General features: G+C 73.6%; 14 protein-coding genes. 6 read left to right on the plus strand and 8 right to left on the minus strand.

Going from position 1 to position 13,540, the window contains the following annotated elements:
• Positions 1-12: 12 nt before the first annotated feature.
• Genes ACSNOG_RS06545 through ACSNOG_RS06565 form a run of 5 tightly spaced genes read right to left on the minus strand, consistent with a single transcriptional unit; the run spans position 13 to position 5,260 of the window.
• The gene (locus ACSNOG_RS06545; RefSeq protein ID WP_436751580.1) at positions 13-918 is read right to left on the minus strand and encodes a glycosyltransferase family 2 protein; all 906 of its coding nucleotides are present in this window, start codon (positions 916-918) and stop codon (positions 13-15) included.
• Positions 915-1,700, minus strand: coding sequence for a CDP-alcohol phosphatidyltransferase family protein (locus ACSNOG_RS06550; protein WP_436751581.1), 786 nt, complete (start codon positions 1,698-1,700; stop codon positions 915-917). Before ACSNOG_RS06550 ends, ACSNOG_RS06545 begins: the two co-directional genes overlap by 4 nt.
• Positions 1,678-2,739, minus strand: a complete 1,062-nt coding sequence (locus ACSNOG_RS06555) for an iron-containing alcohol dehydrogenase family protein (protein ID WP_179083388.1) — start codon at positions 2,737-2,739, stop codon at positions 1,678-1,680. Before ACSNOG_RS06555 ends, ACSNOG_RS06550 begins: the two co-directional genes overlap by 23 nt.
• The gene (locus ACSNOG_RS06560; protein WP_436751582.1) at positions 2,727-3,479 is read right to left on the minus strand and encodes a sugar phosphate nucleotidyltransferase; all 753 of its coding nucleotides are present in this window, start codon (positions 3,477-3,479) and stop codon (positions 2,727-2,729) included. The genes ACSNOG_RS06555 and ACSNOG_RS06560 overlap by 13 nt, the downstream gene beginning before the upstream one ends.
• On the minus strand, positions 3,476-5,260 hold the full coding sequence (locus tag ACSNOG_RS06565) for a DUF5941 domain-containing protein (protein WP_436751593.1): 1,785 nt from the start codon (positions 5,258-5,260) through the stop codon (positions 3,476-3,478). The genes ACSNOG_RS06560 and ACSNOG_RS06565 overlap by 4 nt, the downstream gene beginning before the upstream one ends.
• 290 nt (positions 5,261-5,550) lie before the next feature.
• On the opposite strand from ACSNOG_RS06565, the gene galE reads away from it, so the two are divergent.
• The 3 genes from galE (at position 5,551) to idi (ending at position 8,341) form a co-directional block, all read left to right on the plus strand.
• On the plus strand, positions 5,551-6,549 hold the full coding sequence (gene galE / locus ACSNOG_RS06570) for a UDP-glucose 4-epimerase GalE (protein ID WP_436751583.1): 999 nt from the start codon (positions 5,551-5,553) through the stop codon (positions 6,547-6,549).
• A 176-nt stretch (positions 6,550-6,725) separates the two neighbouring features.
• A complete protein-coding gene (locus ACSNOG_RS06575; RefSeq protein ID WP_436751584.1) occupies positions 6,726-7,673 on the plus strand; it encodes a cation diffusion facilitator family transporter in 948 nt (315 codons plus the stop codon).
• A 56-nt stretch (positions 7,674-7,729) separates the two neighbouring features.
• Positions 7,730-8,341 (plus strand): isopentenyl-diphosphate Delta-isomerase, encoded by a 612-nt coding sequence (idi, locus tag ACSNOG_RS06580; RefSeq protein WP_436751585.1) that lies wholly within the window; start codon positions 7,730-7,732, stop codon positions 8,339-8,341.
• On the opposite strand, the gene ACSNOG_RS06585 is transcribed toward idi, so the two are convergent.
• Positions 8,316-8,813 (minus strand): ATP-binding protein, encoded by a 498-nt coding sequence (locus ACSNOG_RS06585; protein ID WP_436751586.1) that lies wholly within the window; start codon positions 8,811-8,813, stop codon positions 8,316-8,318. The two genes, idi and ACSNOG_RS06585, sit on opposite strands and share 26 nt — an antisense overlap.
• A gap of 253 nt (positions 8,814-9,066) precedes the next feature.
• Here ACSNOG_RS06585 and ACSNOG_RS06590 point away from each other — a divergent pair, with 253 nt between their 5' ends.
• On the plus strand, positions 9,067-9,855 hold the full coding sequence (locus ACSNOG_RS06590; protein WP_436751587.1) for an enoyl-CoA hydratase/isomerase family protein: 789 nt from the start codon (positions 9,067-9,069) through the stop codon (positions 9,853-9,855).
• 116 nt (positions 9,856-9,971) lie between these two features.
• Here ACSNOG_RS06590 and ACSNOG_RS06595 read toward each other — a convergent pair whose 3' ends face one another.
• Both ACSNOG_RS06595 and ACSNOG_RS06600 read right to left on the minus strand, forming a co-directional pair.
• Positions 9,972-10,619: a DJ-1/PfpI family protein gene (locus ACSNOG_RS06595; protein WP_436751588.1), complete on the minus strand. Its 648-nt coding sequence runs from the start codon at positions 10,617-10,619 to the stop codon at positions 9,972-9,974.
• 57 nt (positions 10,620-10,676) lie between these two features.
• Positions 10,677-11,657, minus strand: coding sequence for a GlxA family transcriptional regulator (locus ACSNOG_RS06600; RefSeq protein WP_436751589.1), 981 nt, complete (start codon positions 11,655-11,657; stop codon positions 10,677-10,679).
• Positions 11,658-11,779: 122 nt separating this feature from the next.
• Between ACSNOG_RS06600 and ACSNOG_RS06605 the strand changes: the two genes are divergently transcribed.
• A complete protein-coding gene (locus tag ACSNOG_RS06605) occupies positions 11,780-12,655 on the plus strand; it encodes an SCO6745 family protein (protein ID WP_436751590.1) in 876 nt (291 codons plus the stop codon).
• A 138-nt stretch (positions 12,656-12,793) separates the two neighbouring features.
• A partial coding sequence (locus ACSNOG_RS06610) for a Tex-like N-terminal domain-containing protein (protein WP_436751591.1) occupies positions 12,794-13,540 on the plus strand: 747 nt, incomplete at its 3' end.

A 13,540-nucleotide genomic window follows, 5' to 3' on the forward strand; every position in this document is an offset into this window, starting at 1 on the left:
GACAAGAGCTTGTCAGATCACGGGAGGCCGACCCAGCCGGGTCAGGCGCCACACGGTACGCCACTTCATGGGGCGCCGTGGACCACAGGGGGTCGTCCAGCCCTCCTTGAAGCCCCCGAACCACGCCCGCAGCGCGGGCAGGGACGGCCGCCGGGCCAGGGTGAGCAGCAGCCACACCCCGAGGTAGACCGGGACCAGCGGGGCGGGGAGGTTGCGCCGGGCGAGCCAGACACGGTTGCGGGCGACCATGCGGTGGTAGACCGCGTGGCGGCTCGGCGCCGTCGTCGGGTGGTGCAGCACCATGTCCGAGCGGTAGTCGATCATCCAGCCGGCGTCGAGGGCCCGCCAGGCGAGGTCGGTCTCCTCGTGCGCGTAGAAGAACTCGTCGGGCAGCAGGCCGGCCTCGGCGAAGACCCGGGTGCGGACCGCGTTGGCGCCGCCGAGGAAGGTGGTCACCCGCGAGGAGCGCATCGGGTCGGAGGCGCGCAGCCGCGGCACGTGGCGGCGCTGGGTGACGCCCGTGTCGGGGTCGGCGATCCGGAAGCTCACGATGCCGAGCCTGGGATCGGCGGCGAACGCCTGCCGGCACAGCTCGGCGGTGTCCTGGCCGGGCAGCAGCCCGTCGTCGTCCAGGAACAGCAGGATGTCGACCTCGCGCCCGGCGGGCCCGAACGCCTCGATGCCCACGTTCCGCCCGGCCGGGATGCCGACGTTCTCCGACAGCTCGACGGTGCGCACCGTCAGGCCCGGGACGGCGACCGGCGGCAGCGGGGAGCCGTTGCCGACGACGACGACCTCGATGGGATCGCCGTCCTGCTTGGCCACCGACTCCAGCAGGGCGCGCAGCTCCGCGGGGCGGTTGCCCATGGTGAGGACAACCGCGCCGACCTTGGCCGCGGGGGCGGAGGAAGCGTTCATCGGAGCCTGCTCGACGCGAGGATGGACACGAGGTGCAGCACAGTCTGCAGCACCGCGACGGCGGCGAGCAGGACCACGGCGACACGGGTGAACAGCAGGTCTCCGTGGACGAAGTCCGCGATGCCGGCCACCAGCATCACCAGCGACGCCTCGACGCCGCCGACGAGGCGGTGGAACTTCAGCGCGGCCGCGGCCCGGCGGGCCAGGGCCATGCCCGAGGAGCGCGGGGTGGCCGCGGAGTCCTCGGCGGCCGCCATGCCGCTGCGGGCGCGGGCCACGTCGACCAGGTCCGTCTCCGCCTTGATCAGGATCGCGCCGAGCGCGGCCAGCGTGCCCAGGAAGGCCCACTGCCACTGCGTGGACGCGCCGTCCTCGTGCAGGACGTCCGCCGCGCGGATGCCGAAGCCGACCAGCAGGGCGGCCTCGGAGAGGTAGTGGCCGACCCGGTCCAGGTAGACGCCGGTCGTGGAGGTGACCTTGCGCCAGCGCGCGAGCTCGCCGTCCACGCAGTCCAGCAGCAGGTACAGCTGGATCAGCAGCGCGCCGAGGATCGCACCGGTCAGGCCCGGGATCACCAGGGCCGCGCCTGCCGCGATGCCGGCCAGGATCATCAGGCCCGTGTACTGGTTGGGCGTGAGCCTGGTGTTCAGCAGGACCCGGGTGCAGCGCAGGGAGATCTCGCGCATGTACAGGCGCCCGGCCCAGTGCTCGCCGCTGCGCCGGTCCTTCAGCCCGCCGGGGTGGACGACCGGGCGGAGTTCAGCTAGTGACGGTTTTGGCATAGTCGGCGTAAGCGTCCCTGATCTGGTCGGTGGAGAGCGCGAGGTGCTCCAGGATCGTGTAACGGCCGGGGCGGGTCTGCGGCGCGTACTCCACGGCCGTGACGAACTCCTCGGCGCTGAAGCCGATCTCCTGCGGCAGCACGGGCAGGCCGTGCCGGCGCAGCACCTCGACCATCAGCGCGGACTCCTCGCGGGCGCCGCGCAGGTACATCGCGAAGGCCGCCCCGAGGCCGCACTGCTCGCCGTGGCTGGCCGCGCGCTTGGGGAAGAGCAGGTCGAAGGCGTGGTTGATCTCGTGGCAGGCGCCGGAGGCGGGGCGGCTGTCGCCGGCCACCGACATGGCGATGCCGGTGAGGACCAGGCCCTCGGCCAGCACCTGCAGGAAGCCGTCGTCGCCGACGCCGCCGGGGTGGCGCAGCACGGCCTCGCCAGCCTGCCGGGCCATGGCGGCGGCCAGGCCGTCGATGTCCTCGCCGCGCTCGCGGGCGGCGAGCTCCCAGTCCGCCACGGCGGAGATGTTGGAGATCGCGTCGCCGATGCCGGAGCGCACGAAGCGGACCGGGGCCTCACGGATGACGTCGAGGTCGATGACCACGGCGATGGGGTTGGGCACGCCGTACGAGCCGCGGCCCGCGTCGTTGTCCAAGGTGGCGACCGGCGAGCAGAGCCCGTCGTGCGAGAGGTTGGTCGCGACGGCCACCAGGGGCAGGCCGATGCGCGCGGCGGCGTACTTCGCACAGTCGATGATCTTGCCGCCGCCGAGGCCCACCACGGCGTCGTAGTGGCCGGACTTCATCGCGTCGGCCAGCTTGATGGCGTCGTCCAGCGTGCCGCCGCCCACCTCGTACCACGAGGCGCCGGGCAGCGCCGGGGCGAGCCGCTCGCGCAGCACCGCCCCGGAGCCGCCGCTGATGGCGACGGCCAGCTTGCCGGAGCTGGAGATCCGCTGATCGGCGAGGACGCTCGCCAGATCGTTGAGGGCTCCGGCCCGGATGTCGACGACGACCGGCGAGGGGATGAGCCTCGTCAGTACTGGCACGCGATCTCCCGGCCCTTGGCGAGGTCGTCGTGGTTGTCGATCTCGACCCAGCGGACGTCACCGATCGGGGCCACGTCGATCTTGAAGCCGCGGTTGACGAGCTCCTGGTAGCCGTCCTCGTAGTAGAGGTCGGGGTCGCGCTCGAAGGTGACCTTGAGGGCGTCGGCCAGGTCGGCGGCGGCCTCGCCCTCGATCAGGGTGACGCCGATGTACTCGCCGGTGGCCTCGGAGGGGTCCATCAGCTTGGTGATGCGCTGGACGCCCTTGTCGGGGTCCACGACGACCTTCATCTCCTCGTCGGCGAGCTGCTTCACCGTGTCGAGGGCGAGGATGATCTTCTGGCCGTTGCCGCGCGCGGCGAGCAGGGTCTTCTCGACGGAGACCGGGTGCACGGTGTCACCGTTGGCCAGGATCACGCCGTCCTTGAGGGCGTCGCGACCGCACCACAGGGAGTAGGCGTTGTTCCACTCCTCGGCCTTGTCGTTGTCGATCAGGGTGAGGCTCAGGCCGTACTTGGCCTCCAGGGCCTCCTTGCGGGCGTACACGGCCTCCTTGCGGTAGCCCACGATGATCGCGACCTCGGTCAGACCGATCTCGGCGAAGTTGGCCAGGGTGAGGTCGAGGATGGTGGTGGCCTCCTCCTCGCCCGTGGGGCCTACCGGCACCAGGGCCTTGGGCAGAGTGTCGGTGTAGGGACGCAGACGCCGTCCGGCGCCGGCGGCCAGCACGAGGCCGATCATGCGGGTTCTCCTGTTTCGTCGTGTACTGCGGGTGCCCCGGAGGACACCCAGAAGCGGATGCTCTCGCTGAGCACCACGAGGGCGATGGCGGCCGCGAGGGCCGTCAGCGCGATGGTGAAACCTCGGCCGTGCCACAGGGCGGCCGCGATGGTGACCGCCAGGACGCGACCCTCGTGTCCGCCGATCGCCCGCACCAGCCGGTGCGGGGGCGCGCCGGTGCCGCCGCGGATGCGGTACACCGTGTCGTAGTGATGGTAGGCGACCGCGGCCACCAGGCCGAAAGCCGCGGGGAGCGCCCCGGGGGCGCCCGACTGCGCGGCCAGCGCCAGGACGATGCCGTACTCCGCGCCCCGGAAGACCGGCGGGACCAGCCAGTCGAGGGGGCCCTTGAGGGGCTGGGCGACGGCGACGCCGGCGAAGACCGCGTAGACCACGGCCTGCAGGACGGCGCGCCAGGTGCCGCCGTTGCCGGTGACCAGCGGGCCGATGAGCAGGCTGGCGGCGGCGAGCAGGGCCCAGAAGGGGGCGCTGTAGGCCCGGCCGGGCACCGTGCGGCCCAGGCTGCCGGCCGCGGCCTCGGCGATCGGGCCGGAGTCGGCGAGGTCGGCCAGCGCCTGCGCGGCGCGGTCCGTGCGCCGTGCCTTGCGGGTCAGGGAGCGCAGGACGCGGCCCGCGGTCGTGTAGCAGGCGGCGAAGGCGCAGCCGATCAGCAGCACGGTGAAGACGGTGCGGGGCGTGGTGAGCGCGGTGAGGACGGCGATCAGGGCCCAGCGCTCACCGATGGGCAGCACGATCATGCGACGGACCCAGACCGTCCAGCCGACGCTGTCGAGGCGCCCGGAGAGGGCGGCCGTCGGGCTCGTGTTGGCCGTGGCGTCGTGGTTCGCCTCGTTAAAGGAAAAGTCGACGACGTGCCGGCAGGTCATGAGGACCATCGCGCCGAGGGCGAGCGCCCACACGTCGTCGTGGCCGCCGCCGCGGGACGCTCCGAGGGCCAGGCCCGCGTAGAAGGCGTACTCCTTGGCGCGGTCGAAGGTCGCGTCGAGCCAGGCGCCGAGCGTGGAGTACTGCAGGGAGTAGCGGGCGAGCTGGCCGTCGGTGCAGTCCAGGACGAAGGAGAACAGCAGCAGCGCGCCGGCGGCGACGAAGCCGCCGCGGGTGCCGGTCGCCGCGCAGCCGGCCGCGATCAGCGCGGTCAGCAGGGAGGCGGTGGTGACCTGGTTGGGCGTGAGGCCCCGGCGGGCGCACCAGCGCGCGAGGTAGCGCGAGTACGGGCTGATGCAGAACGTGGTGAAGAACCCGTCGCGGGACTTCACGGCGCCCCGCAGGCGCACGGCCTCGTCGTCGACGGCGGCGACGTCGGCGAGGGTCTTCGCCCGCGCCTCCTCGCCCTCCGGCACGGCGGCGACGAGGACGCCGAGGTCGGGCCGGTGCACGGGGACGCCGTCGGCTTCCAGCCGGGCGGCGACGGCGCCGGGCAGGCTCGCGCCGCCAGCCGCGGCGGCCAGCGCCTGCGTCAGTGACGCGCGCGCCTCCGGTTGCGCGGTGAGCGCGCCCTCGACGGCGGCGGCGGGGAAACGGGGGTCGGTCAGGGCCAGCCGCAGGGCGTGCACGTGACCCACGAAACCGGGGTCCACCAGAGCGACGCGCTCGGTGGCCGGCACGGCGGCCAGCGCCCCCGCGGCGTCCGCCGTCACGCGGACGTCGAAGCCGAGGGACCGCAGGTCCTCCTCAAGGGAGGAGCCGGCGGGCGGCGTACCGGTGAGGATGGCGGTCGACAGACGAACTCACTCCTTGCGGCGGGCATGGCCGCTCCGTGGCCGCGGGACGCGGCGGGCGGCGGTCGCGCCAAAGGCCCCCGGCGGGGGCCGGCACGTCGGCAGAGGCTATCGGATCACCGGAAGGCCCCGTTCACCGCACATACGCCTACGCGTCTCCGGCCGGGTCCCGCCTCTGTGAGGACGCTCGGCCGGGGCGTCCGGTTCCCGGCCGGGGCCGGCCGGCGGACCGCCCCGGCCACCGGAATCGAACGCAGGTCGTGACCCGCCGTCCAGGCGCTAGGGTGCCGGTCATGACATGGCTGATCACAGGCGGTGCCGGATACATCGGATCGCACGTCGCCCGGGCGATGACGCAGGCCGGCGAGCGGGTCGCCGTGCTGGACGACCTGTCCGCGGGCGTGGCCGAGCGGCTGCCCGCGGACTGTGTGCTGGTGCGGGGCTCGGTGCTCGACCGCGAGCTGCTGGACCGTACGTTCGCGGAGCTGGGCGTGACGGGCGTGGTGCACCTGGCGGCGAAGAAGCAGGTCGGGGAGTCGGTGGAGAAGCCGCTCCTCTACTACCGGGAGAACCTGCACGGGCTGACCGTGCTGCTCGAGGCGGCGGTCGCCGCCGGCGTGCGCAGCTTCGTGTACTCCTCCTCCGCGGCCGTCTACGGCATGCCGGATGTGGACCTTGTCACGGAGGACACGCCCTGCGCGCCGATGAACCCCTACGGCGAGACCAAGCTGGCCGGCGAGTGGCTGGTGCGCGCCACCGGCAGGGCGCACGGCCTGTCCACGGCGTGCCTGCGCTACTTCAACGTGGCGGGCGCGGCGGTGCCGGAGCTCGCGGACACCGGGATCTTCAACATCATCCCGATGATGTTCGACCGGCTCACCCGGGGCGAGGCCCCGCGCGTCTTCGGCGACGACTACGACACGCCGGACGGCACCTGCGTGCGTGACTACATCCACATCGAGGACCTGGCCACCGCGCACCTGGCGGCTGCCCGCCGGCTGGCGGAGCGGACCGAACCGGGCGACCTGACGCTGAACGTGGGCACGGGGCGGGGCGTCTCGGTGCGGGAGATGGCCGACCTGATCGCCGAGGTGACCGGCCGCACGGAGCCCGCACCCGTGGTCGAGCCGCGCCGTCCGGGTGATCCGGCGCGTGTCGTGGCGTCGAACGAGCTGATCGCGAAGGAGCTCGGCTGGAGCCCCGCCCACGACGTGCGCAGCATGGTCGCTTCCGCGTGGGAGGGCTGGTGCCTGCACCACCCGGAGGCCCGCGAGGCTCTTCCCCGGGGCTGACGGGAGCCGCCCGCAGGTGATCGCCGCAGGTCGGCGGGGTGGGCATCGTCGCAGGTCAGAGCATATGACAACGGTGTTCAGTGCCGCGTTGCCCGATACCCCCCGCCCGTAGTTCACTGGGTGCCCGGACGGCAGGAGCCGGCCGGACGGGCACCCGTTTCCTTAAGGCGGCGTTCATGGGCGCAGGGCACGATCACGGTCACTCGCACGGAGGACCTCCGCCGGGCACGGGCGGCACGGCGGCCGCGGCCTACAAGGGGCGGCTGAGGGTCGCCCTGGGCATCACGCTCACCGTGCTGCTGGCCTACGTCGTCGGCAGCGCGCTCACCGGTTCGCTGGCACTGTTCGCCGAGGCGGGCCACATGGCGACGGACGCGGTGGGCGTCTCGATGGCGCTGCTGGCGATCCACTTCGCCAACCGCCCGGCGTCGAGCCGGCGCACCTACGGCTACGCCCGGGCGGAGATCCTCGCGGCGCTGCTGAACTGCCTGCTGCTGCTCGGCGTGGGCGGCTTCATCCTCTTCGAGGCGATCGAGCGGCTGGCGAACCCCACGGAGGTTCCGGGCGGGCAGACCGTCGCCTTCGGTCTCGTGGGCGTGGTCGCCAACGGGATCTCGCTGGCGCTGCTGATGCGCGGCCAGAAGGAGAGCCTGAACGTGCGCGGCGCCTTCCTGGAGGTGCTCTCGGACGCGCTCGGCTCCCTCGCCGTGGTGCTCTCGGCGCTGGTGATCATGGCCACGGGCTGGACCCAGGCGGACCCGATCGCCTCGCTGCTGATCGCGGTGATGATCGTGCCGCGCACGGTCAAGCTGCTGCGGGAGGCGCTGGACGTCCTGCTGGAGGCGGCTCCCAAGGACGTCGACCTGGACGAGATCCGGTCGCACATCATGGCGCTGCCCGGGGTGCAGGACCTGCACGACCTGCATGTGTGGACGATCACATCCGGCATGCCGGTGCTCTCCGCCCACGTCGTGGTCGACCATCTGGCCCTGGACTCCACCGGGCACGAGAAAATGCTGCACGACCTGCAGGGCTGCCTCGGCGAGCACTTCGACGTGGAGCACTGCACCTTCCAGCTGGAGCCCAGCGGCCATGCGGAGCACGAGGCGAAGCTCTGTCATTGACGCCCCTGCCGGGTACGGCAGACTTGAGGGTCGAAGACCGACAACGAGGATGGTCAATGCCGATCACACCAGCCAATGGCCTCTCCGCCGACCACGCTACGGTCCCCTCCGCGGAGGACTCAGCCGAACCGATCATGCTGGAGCTGGTCGACGAGGACGGCAGAACCATCGGCACGGCGGAGAAGCTCTCCGCCCACATCGCCCCCGGCAGACTGCACCGGGCCTTCTCGGTCTTCCTCTTCGACGACGAGGGCCGGCTGCTGCTGCAGCGGCGGGCGCTGGAGAAGTACCACTCCCCCGGTGTGTGGTCGAACACGTGCTGCGGCCATCCGTATCCCGGCGAGCCCCCGTTCGTGGCGGCGGCCCGCCGCACGGGCGAGGAGCTGGGGATCGCGCCCGCGCTGATGCGCGAGGCCGGGACCGTGCGCTACAACCACCCCGACCCGGCCTCGGGCCTGGTCGAGCAGGAGTACAACCACCTCTTCGTGGGGATCGTGCGGGCCGAGCCGTGCCCGGCCCCGGAGGAGATCGCGGAGACCGCGTTCGTGACCCCGGCCGAGCTGGAGGCGCTGCGGGCGCGCTTCCCGTTCTCGGCGTGGTTCATGACGGTGCTGGATGCGGCGCGCCCCGTGGTGCGCGAGGTCACCGGGGACGCGGCGGGCTGGTAGGCGCGGGGAGCGGCAGGGCGGCCCAGACCACCTTGCCGCCGCTCGCGGTGTGCTCGACGTCGCACATGCCGCCGGCCTCGTCGGAGATGGTCTTGACCAGCAGCAGGCCGCGGCCGCCGATGCGCTCGTCGTCCGCCTCCAGGGGCTTGGGCCGGTAGGGGTGGTCGTCCTCGACGGCCACCCGGATCCAGTGCCTCCCGATGGAGACCTCCACGGCCACCTCGGGCGAGAGCAGCGCCGCGTGCTGGACGGCGTTGGTGACCAGCTCCGAGACGATCAGCAGCAGTCCCTGCAGCAGGTCCTCGCAGAGCGGCACGCGCTGGTGGCTGAGGAGGTCGCGCACGGCGTGCCTCGCCCGGGGGACGGAGGAGTGCAGCGCGGGAGCGGTGAACCGCCAGGCCCCGTCGAACTCGACCGGGCGCCGGGGTGGGGCCTGCCCCGGGTCGGGCGGGACGCTCCCGAGGATTTCCATGTCCGATACCAACCCCTCACCATGGTCGACCGCAACCACGAGTGTTGGGAAGGCGAGGGTCGGTACCGGCAGGCTGACCACAAATCATCGGCTATCGACGGACTTTGATCGTCTGCGTATGCCACAGTCACTGACGCGACTGATCCTGGCCGCCCTCTTCCGCGCTCCATGAACGATCCGGAGCGTTCTGTTCCATCACGGCACCGGGGGGAAGGCGCCGGCGCGTCCGGCGGGCCCGGATAGCATCCGGCGCATGGAGCCCGCACTTCACCTGGACGTCGCCGGCGGCGTCGCGACCGTCCGCATCGCCAACCCCGCCAAGCGGAACGCCATGACCACGGACATGTGGCGCGCCCTGCCAGGGCTCCTCGCGCGGTGCGCCGACGACCCGGCCGTCCGGGTGCTGGTGCTCACCGGCGAGGGCGGCACGTTCTGCGCGGGCGCCGACATCTCCACCCTCACCGAGGGCGCCGGGGCCTCGCGGGACCTGGCGATCGCGGCCGAGGAGGCGCTGGCGGCCTTCCCCAAGCCCACGCTCGCGGCCGTGCGCGGCCACTGCGTGGGCGGCGGCTGCCAGCTGGCGGCCGCCTGCGACCTGCGGTTCGCCGCCGACGACGCCTCCTTCGGGGTGACGCCGGCGAAGCTGGGCATCGTCTACGGGGCCTCCTCCACGCGGCGGCTGGTGGAGCTGACCGGCCCCTCGGCGGCCAAGTACTTGCTCTTCTCCGGCGAGTTGATCGATGCCGCCCGGGCGCTGCGGACCGGCCTGGTGGACGAGGTGTGGCCGCCGGAAGCGCTGGAGAAGCGGGTGACGGAGTTCGCGCAGGTGCTGGCCTCGCGCTCGCTGCTGACGCAGGCCGCGGCGAAGGAGTTCGCCGCGGGGCCCGCGGCCCCGGACCGCATCGCGCACTGGACGGAGCAGGAGCGCGGCAGCGGCGACACCGCGGAGGGGGTCGCCGCGTTCCTGGAGCGCAGGGCGCCGCGGTTCGCCTGGACGGCGGACGGGGAGCCGTCCGCCCGGCTGGACGCGCAGCCGGGCTGAGCGCCGGGCCCCGTACCGGCCTTGTCCGTGACCGGTGGCCGAGCTCTCATTCGGCTGCGGGCCGTCCGTGGCCGGTCGCGCAGTTCCCCGCGCCCCTTACGGGCCCGGCCGGGCCTTCAGGCGCCCCGGGTCAGCAGCTCTGCGAGGTCCACGTTCCGCCACTCGGCGACCAGGTCGGCCGGGGCCTTCTCCGGCGAGCCCGCGTCGTAGGGCGGCATGGGGTCGTACTCGATGAGCAGCTGGACGGACTGCGCGACGCGGTCGCCGGCGATGCGGCCCGCGAGCATGAGCGCCATGTCGATGCCGGAGGAGACGCCGGCGGCCGTGACGTACTTGCCGTCGGTGACGACGCGTTCGCCGGTCGCCTCCACCCCGAAGGAGGCCAGCCCTTCCAGGAACAGCCAGTGCGAGGTGGCACGACGGCCCGTCAGCAGCCCGGCGGCGGCGAGGATCAGGGAACCGGTGCACACGGACGTCGTCCACGTCGTGGTGCGGTCCACCTCCTGCAGCCACTCCCGTACGGGGCCCGGCGCCATCGGGCCGCTCGGGTCGGGCGCGCCGGGCACGACGACGATGCCGGGGGCCGTGACCTCGGCGAGGGAGGCCTCGGCGACCAGGGAGAGGTTGCCGGTCTCGTTGCGCACGGGGCCCGGACGCTCGGCGACAAGCACGGCCTCGGCGCCGGGGAGGCGGCCGAGGGTGTCGAAGGGGCCGACGGCGTCGAGGGCGGTGAAGCCGGGGTAGAGCAGGAAGGCGATCTGCATGGAGGTCCTCGTTCCGGGATCGGGGCGGGGTCTGGCAGGGGCCGCGGCTGCGGGTGGTCAGGCGGGCGTCAGGGGCCGGAAGCGGCGCCGGTACTCGGCGGGCGAGGTGCCGAGGGCGCGCACGAAGGCGCGGCGCATCGCCTCGGGGGTGCCGTAGCCGCAGGCGCGCGAGACCTCCTCGACGCCGTAGGCGGCGTCCTCCAGCTGCCGCCGGGCGGCCTCCAGGCGGACGCGGTCGACGTAGCGGCCCGGCGTCATGCCGGTCTCGCTCCGGAAGGCGCGGGCGAAGTGCCGCGGGGAGAGGCCCGCGCGGGCCGCGAGCGCCTCGACGGACAGGTCGGCCGCGGGGTTCTCGACGATCCAGTGCTGGACGTCGCGCAGCCGCGGACGGCGCGCCGTCTGGGCCGCGAGCGGGGCGCTGAACTGGGTCTGGTTGCCGGGGCGGCGCAGGAAGACGACGAGGTGGCGGGCGACGGCGAGCGCCGGTTCGCGCCCCAGGTCGTCCTCGACGAGGGCGAGCGCGAGGTCGATGCCGGCGGTGACGCCCGCCGAGGTGACGACGTTCCCGTCGCGCACGTAGATGGGTTCCGGCTCCACCCGCACGGCCGGGAAGCGCGCGGCGAGGGAGCCGCAGAACGCCCAGTGGGTCGTGGCGCGGCGGCCCTCCAGCAGGCCGGCCGCGGCGAGCAGGAACGCTCCGGTGCACACCGACACCACGCGCTCGGCGCGCGGCGCGTGCTCGCGCAGCCAGTCGATCAGGCGGGGGTCGGGGGCGCGGGTGGCGTCGCCGCCGGGCACCAGGAGGGTGTGCGGGGCGGGGGCGTCGTGGAGCGCGTGGTCGGGGGCGATGCGCAGGCCGCTGCTGGTCCGCACGGGGCTGCCGTCGAGGGTCGCGGTGCGCACGTGGTACGTCGCGGAGTCACCCGCCCAGTGCGCCGCGCCGGTGAACACCTCGGTCGGGCCGGTGACATCGAGGCTCTGGACGTCATCGAAGAGGACGATCAGCACGGTGCGGCCGGGCGTGCGGCGGTGCGTCATGCCTCCATGCTGGTGGCCCGCCCGGGGGGCCGCAACGACGAATACCCCACCTTTCCTGCCACCGCGGGCCGGTGCCCGCCGACCACTTCCCCGCCGTACCGACCAGTCGGTAACGTGCGGGCATGACCTCACTCAACGGTCCCCTGCCCGAGCTCGCCGGACGCCGCTGTCACCAGTGGCTCAACACCCTCCACGCGACGGTGTACTTCTCTCCCGACTTCCAGCGGGAGATGGCGGCCCTGGGCGTCGAGGACATCAACGCGGCGAACATCGCCGGGCGCACGGCCGCGCTGGGCCGCGTCGGCGCCGGAGCGGTCACCGCCGCGTACTACAACTCCAAGCACGAGCTGATCGCCCGTCACGTACCGGGCGTGTGGGACGTCGTCTCCCCGCAGGACGCCGTCGCGGCGCGGCTGCGCGCCGCCGACGCGACGCTGCGCAGGCTGCTCGGCGAGGACGCCGTGACCGCCCCCGAGATGGCCGAGGCCGCGCAGCTGGCCCTGCGCGCCGCCGAGGGCTGCAGCCGCGGCGGCCGCCCGCTGTACTCCGCCCACGCCGACCTGCCCGTGCCGGACGCGCCGCACCTCGCGCTCTGGCACGCCGCCACGCTCCTGCGCGAGCACCGCGGGGACGGCCACGTCATGGCGCTCGTACGGGCCGGTCTCCACCCGGTCGAGGCGCTCCTCAGCCACACCGCGACCGGCGGCGGCATGACCACCAAGTGGCTCGTCGCCACGCGCGGCTGGACCGAGGACGAGCTCGCCGCCGGCCGCGAGCGGCTGCGCGAGCGCGGGCTGCTGGACGCGGAGGGCGAGCTGACCGCGGCGGGCGCAGCGCTGCGCGACGAGCTGGAGGCCGAGACGGACCGCCTCGACGCCGCGCCGTACGAGCACCTGGGGGCGGCGGGCGTCGAGCGCCTGACCGCGCTGGCGAAGGAGTACGCGAAGGCCGCCGTGATCGCGGGCGCGTACCCCGCGGACCTGCTCGGCAACGCCTGACGCGAGCGCCCCGGGCCGCGCCGGGCAGGGCCCCCGGCGACGGCCGCCGCCGGCGCCGCGGCGAGGCTCCCGCACCGCGGTGTCGGCGGCACCTGCCACAATGCAGACCGCAGCCCGAAGAGAAAGCGGAGCGTGATCGTGACGGCAATTGGTGCGTCGCCCGGGGCGTCGGTCGAAGGCAGGATCGCCGAGGAGCTCGGCGTGCGGGAGCGACAGGTGAAGGCCGCGGTCGACTTGCTCGACGGCGGCTCGACCGTGCCGTTCATCGCCCGCTACCGCAAGGAGGCCACGGAGATGCTCGACGATGCGCAGCTGCGCACCGTCGAGGAGCGGCTGCGGTACCTGCGCGAGCTGGAGGAGCGCCGCACGGCGGTCCTGGAGTCCGTGCGCTCCCAGGGCAAGCTGGACGAGGCCCTGGAGGCGCGCATCCGCGCCGCCGACTCCAAGGCCCGGCTGGAGGACATCTACCTGCCCTTCAAGCCCAAGCGGCGCACGAAGGCGCAGATCGCCCGGGAGGCCGGGCTGGAGCCGCTCGCGGAGGGCCTGCTCCGGGACCCGGGCACCGAGCCGCTCGCCGCGGCCGCCGCCTTCGTCGACGCGGACAAGGGCGTCGCGGACGCCGCCGCGGCGCTGGAGGGCGCGCGGGCCGTCCTTACCGAGCGCTTCGGCGAGGACGCCGACCTCATCGGCGAGCTGCGCGAGCGCATGTGGACGCGCGGGCGCCTGGCCGCGAAGGTGCGCGAGGGCAAGGAGGGGGCGGGCGCGAAGTTCGCCGACTACTTCGACTTCGCCGAGCCCTTCACCGAGCTGCCCTCGCACCGGGTGCTGGCGATGCTGCGCGGCGAGAAGGAGGAGGTCCTCGACCTCACGCTGGAGCCGGCGGAC

Source organism: Streptomyces sp. URMC 124 (assembly GCF_051386455.1).
In the GTDB taxonomy this organism is placed as follows: Bacteria; Actinomycetota; Actinomycetes; order Streptomycetales; family Streptomycetaceae; genus Streptomyces.

Bases quoted from the DNA above. Each gene is read 5' to 3' on its own strand.
- ACSNOG_RS06545 (WP_436751580.1), bottom strand. From the start codon at position 918: ATGAACGCTTCCTCCGCCCCCGCGGCCAAGGTCGGCGCGGTTGTCCTC.
- ACSNOG_RS06550 (WP_436751581.1), bottom strand. From the start codon at position 1,700: ATGCCAAAACCGTCACTAGCTGAACTCCGCCCGGTCGTCCACCCCGGC.
- ACSNOG_RS06560 (WP_436751582.1), bottom strand. From the start codon at position 3,479: ATGATCGGCCTCGTGCTGGCCGCCGGCGCCGGACGGCGTCTGCGTCCC.
- galE (WP_436751583.1), top strand. From the start codon at position 5,551: ATGACATGGCTGATCACAGGCGGTGCCGGATACATCGGATCGCACGTC.
- ACSNOG_RS06575 (WP_436751584.1), top strand. From the start codon at position 6,726: ATGGGCGCAGGGCACGATCACGGTCACTCGCACGGAGGACCTCCGCCG.
- idi (WP_436751585.1), top strand. From the start codon at position 7,730: ATGCCGATCACACCAGCCAATGGCCTCTCCGCCGACCACGCTACGGTC.
- ACSNOG_RS06585 (WP_436751586.1), bottom strand. From the start codon at position 8,813: ATGGAAATCCTCGGGAGCGTCCCGCCCGACCCGGGGCAGGCCCCACCC.
- ACSNOG_RS06590 (WP_436751587.1), top strand. From the start codon at position 9,067: ATGGAGCCCGCACTTCACCTGGACGTCGCCGGCGGCGTCGCGACCGTC.
- ACSNOG_RS06595 (WP_436751588.1), bottom strand. From the start codon at position 10,619: ATGCAGATCGCCTTCCTGCTCTACCCCGGCTTCACCGCCCTCGACGCC.
- ACSNOG_RS06600 (WP_436751589.1), bottom strand. From the start codon at position 11,657: ATGACGCACCGCCGCACGCCCGGCCGCACCGTGCTGATCGTCCTCTTC.
- ACSNOG_RS06605 (WP_436751590.1), top strand. From the start codon at position 11,780: ATGACCTCACTCAACGGTCCCCTGCCCGAGCTCGCCGGACGCCGCTGT.